The sequence below is a fragment of the Polaromonas sp. P3_B4 genome, assembly GCF_056402835.1.
Genome location: NZ_JBFUGQ010000001.1, coordinates 2,344,769 through 2,361,650 on the forward strand (window position 1 = coordinate 2,344,769; position 16,882 = coordinate 2,361,650).

The 16,882-nt window shown below is 60.1% G+C and carries 15 protein-coding genes and 1 other RNA gene; 7 read left to right on the forward strand and 9 right to left on the reverse strand.

Annotated elements, in window-relative coordinates:
* Positions 1 to 100: 100 nt before the first annotated feature.
* The 3 genes from AC1DVV_RS11140 to AC1DVV_RS11150 form a co-directional block, all read right to left on the reverse strand.
* Positions 101 to 1,057 carry a sterol desaturase family protein gene (locus AC1DVV_RS11140; RefSeq protein WP_477665629.1) on the reverse strand — a complete coding sequence of 319 codons (957 nt, stop codon included), beginning with the start codon at positions 1,055 to 1,057 and terminating at the stop codon, positions 101 to 103.
* A gap of 5 nt (positions 1,058 to 1,062) precedes the next feature.
* A complete protein-coding gene (locus AC1DVV_RS11145) occupies positions 1,063 to 1,911 on the reverse strand; it encodes a polysaccharide deacetylase family protein (RefSeq protein ID WP_477702196.1) in 849 nt (282 codons plus the stop codon).
* Between the two features lie 151 nt (positions 1,912 to 2,062).
* Positions 2,063 to 3,079, reverse strand: coding sequence for a YVTN family beta-propeller repeat protein (locus tag AC1DVV_RS11150; RefSeq protein ID WP_477665628.1), 1,017 nt, complete (start codon positions 3,077 to 3,079; stop codon positions 2,063 to 2,065).
* 141 nt (positions 3,080 to 3,220) lie between these two features.
* On the opposite strand from AC1DVV_RS11150, the gene AC1DVV_RS11155 reads away from it, so the two are divergent.
* Positions 3,221 to 4,027 (forward strand): alpha/beta fold hydrolase, encoded by an 807-nt coding sequence (locus AC1DVV_RS11155; RefSeq protein WP_477665627.1) that lies wholly within the window; start codon positions 3,221 to 3,223, stop codon positions 4,025 to 4,027.
* 119 nt (positions 4,028 to 4,146) lie between these two features.
* Here the strand turns inward: AC1DVV_RS11155 and AC1DVV_RS11160 are convergent, their stop codons facing one another.
* The 6 genes from AC1DVV_RS11160 to ompA all read right to left on the reverse strand — a co-directional run bounded on the left by AC1DVV_RS11160 (position 4,147) and on the right by ompA (position 8,196).
* Positions 4,147 to 4,740, reverse strand: a complete 594-nt coding sequence (locus AC1DVV_RS11160) for a putative pterin-binding protein (RefSeq protein WP_477665626.1) — start codon at positions 4,738 to 4,740, stop codon at positions 4,147 to 4,149.
* 79 nt (positions 4,741 to 4,819) lie between these two features.
* Entirely contained in the window at positions 4,820 to 5,566 is a 747-nt protein-coding gene (locus AC1DVV_RS11165) for a pseudouridine synthase (protein ID WP_477665625.1), read from the reverse strand.
* A gap of 124 nt (positions 5,567 to 5,690) precedes the next feature.
* Positions 5,691 to 6,077, reverse strand: a transfer-messenger RNA (tmRNA) gene (gene ssrA, locus AC1DVV_RS11170).
* A gap of 12 nt (positions 6,078 to 6,089) precedes the next feature.
* On the reverse strand, positions 6,090 to 6,755 hold the full coding sequence (locus AC1DVV_RS11175) for an HAD family hydrolase (protein WP_477665624.1): 666 nt from the start codon (positions 6,753 to 6,755) through the stop codon (positions 6,090 to 6,092).
* A 28-nt stretch (positions 6,756 to 6,783) separates the two neighbouring features.
* Positions 6,784 to 7,491 carry a bifunctional 2-polyprenyl-6-hydroxyphenol methylase/3-demethylubiquinol 3-O-methyltransferase UbiG gene (ubiG, locus tag AC1DVV_RS11180; RefSeq protein ID WP_477665623.1) on the reverse strand — a complete coding sequence of 236 codons (708 nt, stop codon included), beginning with the start codon at positions 7,489 to 7,491 and terminating at the stop codon, positions 6,784 to 6,786.
* Between the two features lie 66 nt (positions 7,492 to 7,557).
* Entirely contained in the window at positions 7,558 to 8,196 is a 639-nt protein-coding gene (gene ompA / locus AC1DVV_RS11185; protein WP_477665622.1) for an outer membrane protein OmpA, read from the reverse strand.
* Between the two features lie 251 nt (positions 8,197 to 8,447).
* On the opposite strand from ompA, the gene gyrA reads away from it, so the two are divergent.
* The 6 genes from gyrA (at position 8,448) to AC1DVV_RS11215 (ending at position 16,852) form a co-directional block, all read left to right on the forward strand.
* Positions 8,448 to 11,096, forward strand: coding sequence for a DNA gyrase subunit A (gene gyrA, locus AC1DVV_RS11190; protein WP_477665621.1), 2,649 nt, complete (start codon positions 8,448 to 8,450; stop codon positions 11,094 to 11,096).
* On the forward strand, positions 11,096 to 11,671 hold the full coding sequence (locus tag AC1DVV_RS11195) for a DUF2059 domain-containing protein (RefSeq protein ID WP_457280059.1): 576 nt from the start codon (positions 11,096 to 11,098) through the stop codon (positions 11,669 to 11,671). The genes gyrA and AC1DVV_RS11195 overlap by 1 nt, the downstream gene beginning before the upstream one ends.
* Positions 11,668 to 12,774 (forward strand): 3-phosphoserine/phosphohydroxythreonine transaminase, encoded by a 1,107-nt coding sequence (serC, locus tag AC1DVV_RS11200; RefSeq protein ID WP_457280058.1) that lies wholly within the window; start codon positions 11,668 to 11,670, stop codon positions 12,772 to 12,774. The genes AC1DVV_RS11195 and serC overlap by 4 nt, the downstream gene beginning before the upstream one ends.
* A gap of 83 nt (positions 12,775 to 12,857) precedes the next feature.
* Positions 12,858 to 13,940, forward strand: coding sequence for a prephenate dehydratase (pheA, locus tag AC1DVV_RS11205; RefSeq protein WP_457280057.1), 1,083 nt, complete (start codon positions 12,858 to 12,860; stop codon positions 13,938 to 13,940).
* Between the two features lie 33 nt (positions 13,941 to 13,973).
* Positions 13,974 to 14,852: a prephenate dehydrogenase gene (locus AC1DVV_RS11210; RefSeq protein WP_457280056.1), complete on the forward strand. Its 879-nt coding sequence runs from the start codon at positions 13,974 to 13,976 to the stop codon at positions 14,850 to 14,852.
* Between the two features lie 11 nt (positions 14,853 to 14,863).
* A complete protein-coding gene (locus AC1DVV_RS11215; protein WP_457280055.1) occupies positions 14,864 to 16,852 on the forward strand; it encodes a bifunctional 3-phosphoshikimate 1-carboxyvinyltransferase/cytidylate kinase in 1,989 nt (662 codons plus the stop codon).
* Positions 16,853 to 16,882: the final 30 nt, after the last annotated feature.

Here is a 16,882-nt window from a genome sequence, read left to right on the forward strand (position 1 = left end):
TCGTTCACTGCGTGTAACTCCTTGCCCCCGAGGGGGCCGCCCGCCTGCGGTCTGGCAAAGCCAGTCCCGCGGCTCATGCTGGGTTAAGAACTCAGCAAGTTCAGGCTTTGCCAACGAGGCGTTTCAGGCCCAGCCACTGCTGCGACCAGAAACCTTTGCCGTAGTCGCGGTTGGCTTCGACCTGGTCGCGAATGCCCGTCGGGTCATAACGCTGCTCAAAATTGACAGTGCGGAACAGCATGTCCCACCAGGGGAGCAGCACGCCGAAGTTGTGGCCCCCCAGTGTTTTGGGTCCGTGGCTTTCGTGGCCAATGCCAATGCTGTGGTGCAAGCGGTGAAAGCGCGGGCTGATCCACAGGCGCTCGCCCACATGCCCGAACCACATCCGCACATTGGCATGCTGAAAGCTCTCGCTGAGCTGGGTAAAGGCCACGATGGCAATGAACTGCCCCGGCGCCACGCCGATGAGCTGGGCCACCAGCACGACGATGGAATCAACCAGGATGTCGTCCAGCAGGTGGTTGCGGTTGTCGCTCCACATCGTCATCTGCCGCTGCGCATGGTGCAGCGAATGCAGGCGCCACCACCACTCGATCTGGTGCTGGCCGCGATGCGTCCAGTACGCCACAAAGTCAAACACCACGAGGTAAATCGCGAAGCTGACGAGGGCGTTGTCCGTCACACCTGGCCAGAGCTGGTCCAGGTGGAAAGTGCCATAGCCGGCCGTGCGCAGCGCGCCAAAAGCCTCGTCAAACCACGGGTCCAGCGTGAAAAACAGCGCGATGCGAAACAGGCCCAACCGGTGGATCAGGGTGTAGAGCACATCGGTGCGTATGGTGGCCCGGTCCAGCACGGGTTCTACCGGCCGCCAGCGCTGCAGCGGGCCGACGATGGCCAGCAATATCAGCACCTGGATCACGCCCACCATGAACCAGGCAGTGGCGTCGTAGCCGTCTTCCAGCAGATTGCCCATGCCCAGCGCAAACATGGCCGGCTGTACGGCCGACTCAAACAGCCACTGCTGCGCCATTGAAAAGAGATCGCTGAACCAGTCCATGTGGCTTATTTTGAAGGCCTGGCAGGCACCGGGGCGGCCTGCGACGCAATCCAGTCTTTGTACTGGGGATGTTCAGCCAGGGTCTTGAAGCAAAAGCCCCGCGACTGCAGGCCGGTGATGAGCGGCTCCAGCACGGCAGGCGCCCAGGGGTCCTTGCGCGACCAGATGCCCAGGTGGGCCAGCAGGATGTCGCCGGAGCGGATGTCGCGCAGCGCCTTCTTCAGCAGCAAATCATTGCCGAATTTTTCGCTGGACAGCTCGTCGCCCAGAAAACCAGCGGGCGACCAGCCCACATGCTCAAAGCCGCAGGACTTGGCCGCCGCCAGCAACGCGGGCGAGGTTTTACCGCCCGGCGCACGAAAGAGCGGCAGTGTTTTTTTTCCGGTGATTTCTTCGAGGCGTTTGCTGGACTTGCCGATTTCCTCGCAGTACTGCTTCGCCGTCCAGGTGAAGTCCTTGCCTTCCAGCGGGCCCGCAGAAGGCCGCATCTTGAACTGCACCGGTGCACCGGGTGCGCCGGGTACATCGCCCCGCCAATAAACGTGGTCCCAGGTGTGCGAGGCAAATTCGTGGCCTTCGCCCGCCCGCGCCTTCCACCAGCCAGCCCACTGTGTGCCCAGGCTGCCATCGCCGGTTTGCGTGCGCTCATTGGCGGCAAAAAAGGTGACCTTGACCTTGTGTCTGTTCAACACCTCAGCCATCAGCGGCGCAACAGCCATGTGGCCGGTGTCCAGCGTCAGGTAGACGGGTTTGCAGGCCGCTTCGGCCGGCTGCGGTGCATTTTGTGCGGCTTTTTGTGCATTGTTTTTGCCTGCAGCCCAAGCAGGATGAGCGCAAGCAGCTGCAAAAATGATAGCAAGTAACGCCCGCAGCGGACCCGGTGCAGCGGCGGTCCACTGGGACTCTTCAAGCAAGCAGGGGCCGCGGAACCGGCTTTGCCGGGCCGCAGGCGCAGCGGCCCCCCCGGGGGGCAGCGACCCACACAAAGTGGGGGAGCGTGGGGGCCTATCTAGGTGCGTGGTCAAGCGTCCAGACGCCATGGGGGCTCTTTCCAACATTGACCTGCCGGACGATCTTGTGGCTTGCCACGTCGATCACCGTGAGCTTGCGCGCCCAGCGCGATGTGACCAGTATCTGCTTGCCGTCACGGCTCACGTCGATACAGTCAGGGCCGCCCGGCGCGGGGTAGTTGTCCACCACTTCCAGGGTCTGCAGGTCGATCTTGCTGATGCTGTTGGCCACGCGGTTGCTGACCAGCACATGCCGTTTATCGCCGAAGGCGCGGAACGCGTGCGCGCCGGCGCCGGTCTTGATGACCTTGGTGCGCTGCGGCTGCGCGCCGCTCACGTCATACACCTCGACGGCGTCGCCGCCGGTCAGGCCCACCAGCAGGTGCTTGTCGTCGGCAGTGCCGTACACGTCAGCCGGGATGGAACCGGTCTTGACACGCCACTTGATGGACTGGCTGGGCAGGTCGATGGCGATCAGCTCGTCGCTGTCCTGCATGGTCGAATAAATCGTGGTGCTTTTGGTGTCGATCCACAAATGGCTCGGTGTCCGGCCGGTGGCCACCCGCCTGGCCAGCGTGATGTCCTTGCCGTCCCACTTGTAGATGTCGATGTGGTTGAGGCGGTTGGCGGCCGTCACAAACCATTTCATGTCGGGAGAAAAGCGCAGCTGGTACGGGTCGATGATGCCGCGCACCGTGCGCTGCACTTCAGCGGTTTTCGGGTCGATGAAGGTGAGCGAGTCCGACAGCGCGTTGGCAACAATCACCGACTTTTCATCGGGCGTGAGGTACAGGTGATGCGGCTGCTTGCCGGTGGCAATGCGTCTGGTTTCCGTCCAGGTGGCCGGGTTGATCACGCTGACACTGTCTTCGAGCGAGTTCAGCACAAAAACAGGCGTTGTGATTCCCGAAAGTGCGGCACCAGCGGCGGCCGTCTGGGCAAAGGCGGTGGAGCATGCCAAACCGGCAAGGGCAAGCAGCCAGGCGGCGGCAAAACGGACGAAAACATTCACAAAAACGGTCTTTCTACGTGCAACCGGCTAGTGTACCGGGCGTCAGCCATGGCAAATGCCTGAAGGTGCCCAAAAGTCCTCTGCGGCCCCTTTTTCCAACGCCAGATTCGCCCAATCGTTTACATCCTTTACGATGCAGCGATGAATTTGATGGAGATCAACGGCGCGCGCCTGGAGGTCAGGCACATCGCCGGGCGCGCCGACCTCGCTCCGGTGGTTTTCCTGCATGAAGGCCTGGGCTCGGTCAGCCTCTGGACGCAACGCGGCCTGGACTGGCCCCAGGCGGTATGCACGGCAACCGGACGGGCGGGTATGGTGTATTCGCGACGCGGCTATGGGCAGTCAGAGCCCGTACCAAACGTACGCGGTGAACCGGCAAAGCAGAACGGCCAGCGCACCGGCCGCCTGCTACCCGACTACATGCACCGCGAGGCCTGGGAGGTGTTGCCCGCGCTGCTGGATACGCTGCGGGTTGAAAACCCCGTGTTGCTCGGCCATTCCGACGGCGCCAGCATCGCCCTGCTCCACGCCAGCCGGCACCCGGTTTCGGCCTGCATCGCGATGGCACCGCACGTGCTGGTCGAAGACATCGCAGTTCAGGCAATTGCCCAGGCGACCACTGCATTCGAGTCTGGCGGCCTGCGCGAACGCCTGGCTCGTTACCACGCTGATGTGGACGTCGCTTTCTGGCAATGGAACGATGTCTGGCTGTCGCCGGACTTTCGCAACTTTGACATCCGGCCGGACTGCACGCGCATTGCGGCGCCGCTGCTGCTCATCCAGGGGTTTGATGACGAGTACGGCACGATGCGGCAACTGGACGAGATTGCGCTGGCCGTACCCCATGCCCGTCAACTGAGGCTGGCCGCCTGCGGACACTCACCCCAGCGCGACCAGCCTGAAAAAATGGTTGAAGCGATCACTGACTTTCTCAAAGACATCGATTGAACCGCTTGACGGGTGCTACGTTTTTTATAGCTTCTTGCGCCCGTCCCTATTGGCTAAAAGACCGATTTCATCTGGAAAAAGAAGGCCTGGACCGTCATTTCAACGGGAGCAGGCGCCGCTCAAGCCTCTTTGACTTCGATGTGGTACATCGCCCACGGGCAGGATGCAAAGCGCGCCGGCAGCGGCTTGGCAGCCATGTCGGAAAAACGGTCGGCATCGTACACCGCCCAAAGCGGACCCAACCCACCCAGCGTCATGGGCTGGCCGTCCAGGTGGGTGGCAACGATGAAGCGGTATTTGCTGGCTTCGGCGGCGGTGACCTGGGCTGCATAGCCGTCCACGGCGCGCAGGAAAAGCGTCGTCTTGTCCGTCAACTTCACACCGGCAGCTTTCATAACATCGGCCAGCAAAGGGCCTTTCAGGGTGTGCGGCTTGCTGTCGTATTCCAGCGTCGGCTTGATAGTGACAGCCGGCAGCGCGGTGAGCGCGGCAAAGTCAAAGGCATGGGCCTTGTCGAACTGGATTTTCTGCTTGCCCATCATCTGGTCGAACGCCGGATCGAAGGCGCCGCGGTTGCCCGCGCCGATCCGCCCGCTGACGGTTAACAGGACTGGGCCTCGCGACGCTTTTGGCGCGTGCTGCGCCAGGGCCAGCGACGGCGCGGCCACGGCACCGATTGCGGCGGCATTCAGGAATTGACGGCGTGGGTTCATGTTTCCTCCAGGTTTGCTTTTTGCGAAGCTGGCAGCGTAACCGCTTGCCGCCGCGTCTGGGTCAGGTTTTTTACCGGTTTCAGGGGGTTTTGGCCGAAGGCACTGAAATGCTCGCCATGTCTTGCGGCGTCAGCCAGCGCCATTCGCCGGGTTTCAGGTCAGGCGGCAAATCCAGCGAACCGATGCGTGAACGGTGCAAGCCGCCCACTTCCTCGACCCGGTTGCCCACCGCGGCAATCATGCGCTTGACCTGGTGGTATTTGCCTTCGGTGAGGGTCAGGCTGAGCTGGTTTTCACCAGTTTTTTCACACGCGGCGGCTCGCACGGGTTTCGGGTCGTCGTCCAGCACCACGCCAGCCAGCAGTTTCTGGATTTGCTTGTCGTCGACCGGGTGCTTGGCCCGCACCTCGTACACCTTGGGCACATGGTGCTTGGGCGAACTCATGCGGTGGATGAACTTGCCGTCATCCGACAGCAGCAAAAGACCCGTCGTGTCCTGATCCAGCCGCCCTACCGCCTGCACGCCGGCAGCCGCGCCACCGCCGCGCTGGCGAATCGGCGCCGGCAGCAGGGTGTAAATACTGGGATAGGTGCTGGGCTTTTGCGAGCATTCGTAGCCGGCCGGTTTGTGCAGCATCAGGTAGGCTTTCTCGTGGTACTCCCAGGCCACGCCCTGCACCGTGAAGTGCAGGCCTTCTGCTATGAATTCCATAGCTGGTTCCGCACAAAGGACGCCCGCTACAGCCACAAAACCCTGTTGAATAAGCCCCGCGCACACGCGCCGCGTGCCAAAGCCCTGAGAGAAAAGAATTTCTTGAAGTTGCATGCTTGCCATGGGGCTATTGTCGCCCGGTACCAGGGCGGCGGGCATGAGCAGGGAGCAGACAGGCACCCCGAAAATACGCGCCCAATGAAAAAGCCCAACCGGTAAAGGCTGGGCTTTCGTGAAGTGGTGGAGCTGGGGGGATTTGAACCCCCGTCCGCAAGCCTTGTTCGGGCAGATCTACATGTTTAGCGGTCTGATTTGAGTCTCGCCACCTGTGTCGCGCAGTCGCACGCTACACAGGACGCCAGCACCCTATTATCTTGCCCCGGGTTAAGGTACCCAGCCCGGAGCCAGCCGATGAAATTATCTTTACAGCCGGGAGCATTTAACTTGCGCTAAACACCCCTTGCCCAGCCCATCGGCCTGCTGTTGTAAAGCTCACTGGCAATTAAGCAGCGAGTGCGAAACGTTCGTCGTTTGCAGTTAGTTTGTTTGAATCAGTTTTACGAGCACACTCAGCTCGACATGCACCACACCGCGTCCGAACCCACGTCGAAACCAATGCAGCCCCAGGAAGCCTAGTTTACGCCATTCGCAGCAAATTCAAGAGCGCGCCGGGCGCCGCGATAGTGGCATCGGCCTTCCAGCCCTCGGTATCGGCGGCTTTGCCGAGGTAGCCGTAGGCTGCGGCCACCGTGGGCATGCCCGCGGCCCGGCCTGCGAGGATGTCGCGCTCGTCATCGCCGACATAAATGCAGCGCCCGGGGGCAAGCTCGAGCTGGCGTGCCGCTTCCAGCAAGGGAGCCGGATGGGGTTTGGCATGCGGCGTGGTGTCGCCACTGATGATGGTTTTCGCTGTATTGAACAAAGGCATGGCCTTGGTCAGCGGAATGGTGAAGCGGGCGGACTTGTTGGTCACCACGCCCCACTTCAGCCCCATCTGGTCGATGCGCGCGATCAGATCCGCCACCCCCTCAAACACTGAGGTGTTTTCGGTCATGCGCGATTCGTAATTGCTGAAAAACTCTTCCCGGAGCACGCCAAAGCCGGTGTCTTCGGGCGTCAACCCAAAAGCCACGGCAATCATGCCGCGCGCACCCGCGCCGGCCATGGGACGGTAAAGCGCAAGGGGCAGCGATTCCAGGCCACGGTCCGTGCGCATTTTGTCGGCCGCTGCGCCCAGATCAGGGGCACTGTCAATCAGGGTGCCGTCGAGGTCGAACAGCACGGCATCGGTGTCTTTGAACATGTAGCGCGAATGTGGGTAAAAACGAGACTCAGCTCTTTTGCGTGGCCAGCAGGTAATTCACGCTGGTGTCCGCACTGAGCCAATAGTGACGTGTCAGGGGGTTGTATTCCATGCCCCGGGTTTGCTCAAGCGAGAGACCGGAGACGCGGCAGTATCCGGCCAGTTCACTGGGTTTGATCAGTTTGGCGTACTCGTGGGTGCCGCGTGGCAACATATTCAGTACGTATTCCGCCCCAACGATGGCAAACAGAAAGGCCTTGGCATTGCGATTGATGGTCGAAAAAAACACATACCCCCCAGGCTTGACCAGCGCGGCGCAGGCTTTGACGATGGAAGACGGGTCGGGCACGTGCTCCAGCATTTCCATGCAGGTGACAACGTCAAAACGGCCAGGCTGCTCGGCTGCCAGCGCTTCGGCGCTGATTTCACGGTATTGGACACCCTCGGTCTGTGCCTCCAGCGCGTGAAGCTGGGCGACTTTCAGCGCTTTGGTCGCCAAATCGATGCCCAGGACATCGGCGCCTCGGCGCGCCATCGAGTCGGCCAGGATGCCGCCGCCGCAGCCGACGTCGAGTACACGCAGCCCTTTAAGTGGGACCAAACTCTCGATCCAGCCCAGGCGGAGCGGATTGATCTGGTGCAAGGGGCGGAATTCACTTTCGGTGTCCCACCAGCGGTGGGCCAGGTCTGAGAATTTCGCCAGTTCGGCGGGGTCGAAGTTATCGCTGATAGACATGACGCATTATCGTTGAGGCATAAAAAAACCGCGCCGTAGCGCGGTTTTTTAAGCGATCCGAAAGGATTACTTGTTGGCGCGGGTGCCAACCACTTCGATTTCCACGCGGCGATTCTTCGCGCGGCCTTCGGCGGTCTTATTGTCAGCAACTGGCTGTTTCTCGCCCTTGCCTTCAGTGTAGACGCGGTTTTTCTCGATGCCCTTGGACACGAGATATGCCTTGACGGCTTCCGAACGGCGAACCGACAGCTTCTGGTTGTAAGCATCGCTACCCACGGAGTCAGTGTGACCCACGGCAATGATGACTTCCAGGTTGATGTCCTTGATCTTGCCGACCAGGTCATCCAGCTTGGCTTTGCCTTCTGGCTTGATCACTGACTTGTTGAAGTCAAAGAAAGCGTCAGCAGCGTACGTAACTTTCGTTGCGGCAGGAGGAGGAGGAGTGGCAGGAGTAGGGGCAGGCTTCGCAGCTTGACCAGCAACCGGAGGAGCAACAGGAGCCATTGCAGGGGCAATTGCGCCATCGCAACCAGGCGCTGCAGTAGCAGGCGTCCAATAAGCGTCACGCCAGCACAGTTCGTTGGTACCGTTTTTCCAGACCAGTTCGTTGGAACCGTTTTTCCAGTTGTCGATAGTTTGTGCACCAGCGGCGGTAACAAGCGCTGCGGAAGCAAACAACATTGCCACTTTGTTGAGTTTCTTCATGGTTCTCCTCTAGAGAAAAGCCGCAGACTGGCTGCGATTAGTAATTTACACGCCGTGAGTGACCATCACTCAAAGCGTTACATCGATTGTGCCACACCTGCCTGAACCTTCAAGCACGCTATCGGCTTCGTCTGACACAGACTTAAGATTCTTCAGCATTTGTTGCTGTCCCGCCACAGGCCATCGCTTTAAACTCCGGCCTTAAAATCAGCGGTTTCCTTCAAGATCTCGAAATCCCAACCAGGCCGCTCATGACCCAGTTCGCTAAAGAAACCCTGCCCATCAGTCTTGAAGAGGAAATGCGGCGAAGCTACCTCGATTACGCGATGAGCGTGATCGTGGGGCGGGCTCTGCCCGATGCAAGGGACGGCCTCAAGCCGGTACACCGGCGCGTGCTTTTTGCCATGCACGAACTGAACAACGACTGGAACCGTCCTTACAAAAAGTCAGCGCGTATCGTCGGCGACGTGATCGGCAAGTACCATCCGCACGGCGACCAGTCAGTCTACGACACCATTGTGCGGATGGCCCAGGATTTTTCCCTGCGCCACCTGCTGGTTGACGGTCAGGGGAATTTCGGCTCTGTCGATGGCGACAACGCCGCGGCCATGCGCTACACCGAAATCCGCCTGTCAAAAATTGCCCATGAGCTGCTCGCCGACCTTGACAAGGAAACTGTCGATTTCGGCCCCAACTACGACGGCAGCGAGCAGGAGCCGCTGGTCATGCCGACCCGCTTGCCGAACCTGCTGGTCAACGGATCGGGCGGTATTGCGGTGGGCATGGCGACCAACATTCCGCCCCACAACCTCAACGAAGTGGTCGATGCATGCCTTCACATGCTGAAAAACCCGGGGGCCTCCATTGACGAATTGATGGAGATCGTGCCCGCACCGGACTTCCCCACGGGCGGCATTATTTACGGCATCAATGGCGTCAAGGACGGCTATCGCACCGGCCGCGGCAAGGTGGTCATGCGTGCCAAGTGCCATTTCGAGGACATCGACAAGGGCCAGCGCCAGTCCATCATCGTCGACGAGCTCCCCTACCAGGTCAACAAAAAGACGCTTCAGGAGCGCATGGCCGAGCTGGTGCACGAGAAGAAAATCGAAGGCATCAGCCATATTCAGGATGAGAGCGACAAGTCGGGCATGCGCTTGGTGATCGAACTCAAGCGTGGCGAAGTGCCCGAAGTAGTGCTGAACAATCTGTACAAGCAGACCCAGCTGCAGGACACCTTCGGCATCAATATGGTGGCACTGGTCAATGGCCAGCCCAAGCTTTGCAACCTGAAGGACCTGATCCAGGTCTTCCTGTCGCACCGCCGTGAAGTCGTGACGCGCCGTACCGTGTTCACGCTGCGCAAGGCACGGGAGCGGGGACACGTGCTGGAAGGCCTCGCAGTGGCCCTGGCCAATATTGACGACTTCATCGCCATCATCCGAAATGCCCCCACGCCTCCCGTCGCCAAGGCCGAGCTGATGCTGCGCCCCTGGGACAGCAGCCTGGTGCGCGAAATGCTGACCCGCACGCGTGCCGATGGCGGCGTGGTGAACGCCGATGACTACCGCCCCGACGGTCTCGAGAAGATGTTTGGCATGGGCAACGACGGGTTGTACCGCCTCTCGGAAACACAGGCACAGGAAATCCTGCAGATGCGCCTGCAACGCCTGACCGGCCTGGAGCAGGACAAGATCGTGGCGGAGTACAAGGAAGTCATGGCCGAGATCGACGACCTGCTCGACATCCTGGCCAAGCCTGAGCGAGTGTCCATCATCATTGGCGAAGAACTGACAGCCATCAAGCTGGAATTCGGCCAGACAAAGCTCGGCGCTCGCCGCAGCCAGATCGAGCACAGCTCGTTCGATCTCAGCACCGAAGACCTGATCACCCCCACTGACATGGTGGTGACGCTTTCACACACCGGCTATATCAAGAGCCAGCCGCTGTCGGAATACCGGGCACAAAAACGCGGTGGCCGCGGCAAGCTGGCCACCGCCACCAAGGAAGACGACTGGGTCGACCAGCTCTTCATCGCCAACACGCACGATTACATCCTGTGCTTTTCCAATCGCGGCCGGCTCTACTGGCTCAAGGTCTGGGAAGTACCCGCCGGTTCTCGCGGTTCTCGCGGTCGGCCCATCGTCAACATGTTCCCCCTGCAGGAAGGTGAAAAAATCACCGTCGTCCTTCCTCTCACGGGCGAAAAGCGCAGCTTCCCGGCTGATCAATACGTCTTCATGGCCACCTCCATGGGCACCGTGAAGAAAACCGCTCTCGACGAATTTAACAATCCGCGTAAGGCCGGCATCATCGCGGTCGATCTTGACGCAGGCGACTACCTGATTGGTGCGTCGCTGACCGACGGCAAGCACGACGTGATGCTGTTCAGTGACGGTGGCAAGGCCGTGCGCTTCGATGAGAACGACGTGCGCCCCATGGGCCGCAATGCACGCGGCGTGCGCGGCATGATGCTCGAAGACGGCCAGGGCGTGATCGCCATGCTGGTCGCCGAAGACGAGCAGCAAAGTGTGCTGACAGCCACCCAGAACGGATATGGCAAACGCACGTCCATCACCGAATACACACGTCACGGCCGCGGCACCAAGGGCATGATCGCCATTCAGCAGAGCGAGCGCAACGGCAAGGTGGTTGCGGCCACACTGGTTCACGTGGACGACGAGATCATGCTGATCACCGACAAGGGCGTGCTGGTCCGCACGCGCGTCAGCGAAATCCGCGAAATGGGAAGGGCTACACAGGGTGTTACGCTCATCGGCCTTGATGAAGGTTCACAATTAAGCGGCCTTCAGCGCATCGTTGAAAACGATGCCACGCTGGATGAACCCGATACTGAAACCGGTACCGGCACAGACACCCCCAACATCGAAAGTACCTGATGAAAAACTTCCTTACCGCTATCACGATCGCTGCCATGGCCTGCGGCGCCACGGCTGTTCACGCGCAAGCAGCAGATCCGAAAACAGAGCTGGCCAAAAAAGTGGTCGCGCTGCAGCAAGGGCCGGAGCTTGACCGGCTGGTGAACCAGCTTGCGGGCACCACGGCGCAGGAACTCATTGTTAAATGGGCTCCAAAAATGGAGGCAAATGTTCCCAAAGCCAAGCAGCCAAAAGCGTCTGAAGAACTTAACGCCGAACTCAAGAAATATGCCGATGATGCGAGCCAGCTGATCAGCAAGCAGGTTAGCAAAGTCAGCGCCGAATCGCTGGTACCTGCGTATGCAGAGCGGTTCACACAGGAAGAACTCCAGCAGCTTGCTGCTTTTTTTGAATCACCTGCCGTCAAGAAATACCAGGCTACGGCGCCCGAGCTGGGCAATGTCTTTGTACAAAAGCTGGTAGAAGCCTCGCGTGCCGACGTCCTCGCACGTGCCAAGCAGTTCGACGACGTGGCGCTGAAGATCATTGGCACCGGCCCCGCGCCGGGAGCAGGCAAGCCGCCCGCCAAGAAATGACCCGTCCTTTCAATTTTTCCGCTGGCCCGGCGAACCTGCCCGAAGAGGTCTTGCGGCAGGCGGCGGGCGAAATGCTGGACTGGCACGGCAGCGGCATGAGCGTGATGGAGATGAGTCACCGTGGAAAGGAGTTCATTTCCATTTATGAAAACGCGGAGGCCGATTTCCGCGAGCTGATGGCCATTCCGGCCCACTTCAAGATCCTGTTCATGCAGGGCGGCGGACTTGCCGAAAATGCCATTGTTCCCCTCAATGTCTCGCAGGGTCGTTCGGCCGATTTCGTGGTAACAGGCAGCTGGAGTGAAAAATCGCAAAAAGAGGCACGCAAGTATTGCGATGTCCAGGTCGCTGCGAGCAATGCAGACAACGGGCACACGCTGCTACCACCTCCGTCCGGCTGGAAGCTGCGGCCGGACGCAAGCTACGTCCACCTGTGCACCAATGAAACCATCCACGGTGTGGAGTTTCAAAGCCTTCCAGACCTTAAGGCCTTGGGAAGCGATGCGCCACTGGTCATCGATTTTTCCTCTCATGTAGCATCGCGGCCGGTTGACTGGTCTCTCGTTGGCCTGGCATTTGGTGGTGCACAAAAAAACCTGGGGCCTGCAGGTGTCACGCTGGTGGTCATCCGGGAAGACCTGCTTGGCCGTGCGCTGGCGATTTGCCCCAGCGCCTTTGACTACAAGACCGTAGCGGACAACCAGTCCATGTACAACACGCCCCCCACGTACGCAATCTACATTGCAGGCCTTACCTTCGCGTGGCTCAAGCGCCAGCAAGAAGGCGGCGCTACCGGCATTGCCGCAATGGAAGCGCGCAACAAAACCAAGGCGCAGTTTCTGTATGACGCCATTGACGGCTCGCAGTTTTATCTCAACAAGGTCGACAAAAACTGCCGGTCCCGGATGAACGTTCCATTTTTCTTGCGGGACGAGTCACGGAACGACGCGTTTCTCTCAGGTGCCAAGGCACGGGGCTTGCTTCAGCTCAAGGGTCACAAGTCAGTGGGAGGGCTGCGCGCCAGCATTTACAACGCCATGCCACTGGCCGGTGTCCAGGCACTGGTGGAGTACATGCGAGAATTCGAACAAAAACACGCCTAGGATGAAATGTTTTTTCGCCCTCATTATGGTTCGCCTTTCCGGCAGGTCTGCAGCGCCCGCCGCATGGCCGGGTGGTCTCTGACATGACCACCCATCTTGCAGATTTACGCGTACAGATTGATGCACTGGACCGAGAACTGCTCGCCCTGCTGAATCGCCGCGCCCAAGTCGCGGAGCAGGTCGGCGAAGTCAAGAAGCGCGAGGGTACGCCCTTCTTCCGCCCGGACCGCGTCGCCCAGGTTATTGAGCAGATCCAGCAAGCCAATCAAGGGCCGCTCAAAAACGAACATGTTGCTGCCGTATGGCGTGAAATCATGTCGGCTTGCCTGGCACTGGAATCTCCGGTGCGTGTGGCATACCTCGGTCCCGCCGGCACTTTCAGCGAGCAGGCAGCGCTGCAGTTTTTTGGCGCCAGCATCGAGCATGTTCCCTGTGTCAGCATCGACGAGGTTTTTCGTGCAACGGCTGCCGGCAGCGCCAGCTACGGGGTTGTGCCGGTCGAAAACTCGACCGAGGGCGTCGTGTCCCGATCTCTCGACCTGTTCCTGAACTCTCCCCTGCACATCGTTGGCGAGATCAGCCTGATGGTGCGCCACAACCTCCTGCGGCTTTCCGAGTCCCTGGAAGGTATCGAAGCCGTGTATGCACACCCCCAGGCCCTGGCCCAATGCCAGGGCTGGTTGACCACGCACCTGCCCAATGTGGAGCGCCGGGCAGCCTCCAGCAATGCGGAAGGTGCACGCCTTGCCTCCACCAACCCTGCATGGGCCGGCATTGCCAGTGATCGGGCCGCCACCCAGTTTGGCCTGTATACGGCCGCCCACGCCATTCAGGACGACGCGTTTAACCGCACGCGCTTTGCCGTAGTGTGCCTGCCGCAAACACTACCCTCCCCGCCCCTCTCCGGCAAAGACTGTGTCAGCCTGGTGGTCTCCGTACCCAACCGCCCCGGCGCCGTCCATGACATCCTGATGCCGTTGAAAGCTCACGGCGTCTCCATGACCCGCTTTGAATCGCGCCCGGCACGCTCCGGCCAGTGGGAATATTATTTTTATATCGATTTGCAAGGCCATCCGTCGCAGGACCACGTCAAGGCGGCACTGGCTGACCTGCAACAAATGTGCGCCTTTTACAAGGTTCTCGGAACCTATCCTGTCAGCGATTAATGCACGAACTCACAAAACTCCTGGTACCACGACATGTTTGAACAATTAGGTCTCATTGGATGCGGCCTGATGGGCGGTTCTTTTGCGCTGGCTCTCAAGCGCGCCGGTCTGGTCAAACGCGTGGTGGGCTACAGCAAGTCGCCTTCGACGACCGAGCGCGCACGCCAGATGGGTGTCATTGACGTAGAGGCACCTTCCGCCCTGCTGGCGGTCTCCGGAGCTGACATTGTCCTGCTGGCGGTGCCGGTTTCTGCAACCGAAGCCACCTTCAAGGCGATCCGGCATCTTGTTGGCCCAAACACCCTGATCATGGATGTCGGCTCCACCAAGCGCGACGTGGTCGATGCCGCACGGCGGGTCCTGCAGGGTAACGTCGGCTCTTTCGTTCCCTGCCATCCCATTACCGGCAAAGAGGTGTCGGGTGTCGAACACGCCGATGTCGACCTCTACAACGGAAAGCAGGTCATCCTGACCCCCATAGAGCGGACTTTCACGGTCCAGCTGCAAAAAGCCACCGACGTATGGACCGCCATGGGCTGCCATGTCCTCAAGATGTCGCCGCAGGCACATGACGCTGCGTACGCCGCAGTCAGCCATCTGCCCCACCTGATCGCCTTTGCACTGATCAACGGCATTACCGGACAGGAGCACGGGAAGGACTACATGTCCCTGGCCGGGCCCGGCTTTCGCGACTTCACACGCATCGCTGCCAGCGATCCGAAAATGTGGCGCGACATCCTGATTGCCAACCGCGAAGAGTTGCTGGCGCAGTCCAAGATCTTTCAGCAGACCCTGCAGTCCCTCGAAGTACTCATTTCGAGCAGCAACGGCGACGGCCTGGAAGCGCTCATTGAGCAAGCCAGCGAGACGCGCGCCAACTGGCGCATCTCTTCTCAAAAATCGCATAAATAAACCTGCGATTCATGTTCGACATCGAGTTCCTGGACATTCCGCCCCTCAGTGGAGCGGGAGGCACTGTCCGCCTGCCCGGATCCAAAAGCATTTCCAATCGCGTCTTGTTGCTGGCCGCCCTGAGTCACGGGGAAACCACAGTTCACGATCTCCTGGCGTCTGACGACACCGCCGTGATGCTGACGGCGCTCAGGCTGCTTGGCTGCGAAGTAAAACAAGAGGGCAGCACCGCGATGATCACCGGCCTTGGCGGCCGCAACGTTCACACACCGGTCAAGCTGTTTCTGGGCAATGCCGGTACTGCCATGCGTCCATTGACGGCCGCTCTGGCCTTGCTGGGCGGAGAATTTGAGCTGTCGGGCGTGGCCCGTATGCACGAAAGGCCTATCGGCGACCTGGTTGATGCCCTCCGGCAGCTGGGCTGCTCCATCGACTACCTGGGAAATGAAGGTTTTCCGCCCCTGCGCCTGCGTTCCGGCCAATTGAACCTGAAAGAGCCCATCCGGGTGCGCGGAGATGTTTCCAGTCAGTTCCTGACCGCCCTGCTGATGGCTCTGCCCATTGTGGCTGTCGACGACATCTGCATTGAGGTCGTGGGGGAGCTGATTTCACGGCCTTACATTGAAATCACGCTCAAGCTGCTCGAACGTTTCGGCATTGACGTGCAGCGTAAAGGCTGGGAGCAGTTCATCATCCCCGCCGGCAGCCGCTACCAGTCGCCCGGAGAAATCCATGTTGAAGGCGACGCTTCCTCTGCTAGCTATTTCATAGCGCTTGGCGCAATAGCATCGGGCTCTGCAGGCCAAAATGGCATAGAAGTTTTGGGGGTCGGGGCCGACTCCATCCAGGGCGACATTCGTTTCGTGGAGGCCGCACGAATGATGGGCGCGCAAATCGACAGCACGCCCAATTCATTGCGCATCTCGCGCGGTGCTTGGCCGCTCAAGGCGATTGATCTGGACTGCAACCATATTCCCGATGCCGCGATGACGCTGGCCGTGATGGCGCTGTATGCCGAGGGATGCACCACCTTGCGCAACATCGCCAGCTGGCGCGTCAAGGAAACCGACCGCATCGCCGCGATGGCCTGCGAGTTGCAAAAGCTCGGCGCCACGGTGGAGGAAGGGGCGGACTATCTCAAAATTACGCCGCCCCGGCCCGGCGAATGGAAAACCGCGCCCATTCACACCTATGACGATCACCGCGTAGCCATGTGTTTTTCGCTGGCCGCTTTCAATCCGGCCCGGTTGCCCATCCGGATTCTTGACCCCAAATGTGTCGGCAAAACATTTCCGGACTACTTCGAGGCCCTGTTCACGGTGGCCAGAGCAGATGTCAACCATATTCCGGTGATTTGCGTCGATGGCCCCACTGCCTCGGGCAAGGGTACCCTGGCAGCTCTGACGGCCCAACGGCTCGGCTACCACTATCTTGACTCCGGCGCCCTGTATCGCTTGAGCGCATTTGCCGCCTTGCGTGCCGACGTTTCGCTCGACGACGGGGCGGCTGTTGCGCAAATCGCCCGCACCATGCCGGTTCGCTTTCAGGGCGACCGGATTTTCCTCGGGGCGGAAGATGTGTCAGAAGCCATCCGCTCCGAAGCTGCCGGAATGGCCGCTTCCCGGGTCTCGGCCCATCCCCAGGTTCGCGCTGCGCTGCTGACCCTGCAACACAGTTTCCGGCAGTTGCCCGGGCTGGTAGCAGACGGGCGGGACATGGGAACCGTCATTTTTCCCGATGCACCGCTCAAAATCTACCTGACGGCCAGCGCCCGGCACCGCGCTGAACGACGGCATAAGCAGTTGATTTCAAAGGGAAATTCAGCTATAATCAGCGAGATTCAGCAAGATTTAGAGGCACGTGACGCCCGCGATTCATCGCGAAAAGCCGCCCCTTTGAAGCCTGCTGATGACGCCCGTCCCCTGGACAATTCCTATCTGTCGATTGAAAAATCGGTTGATCAGGTGATTGACTGGTGGCAAGGCACCCGGCCCTTCTGACCCCCGACGCGCACCCTGCGCTTGGTCAGC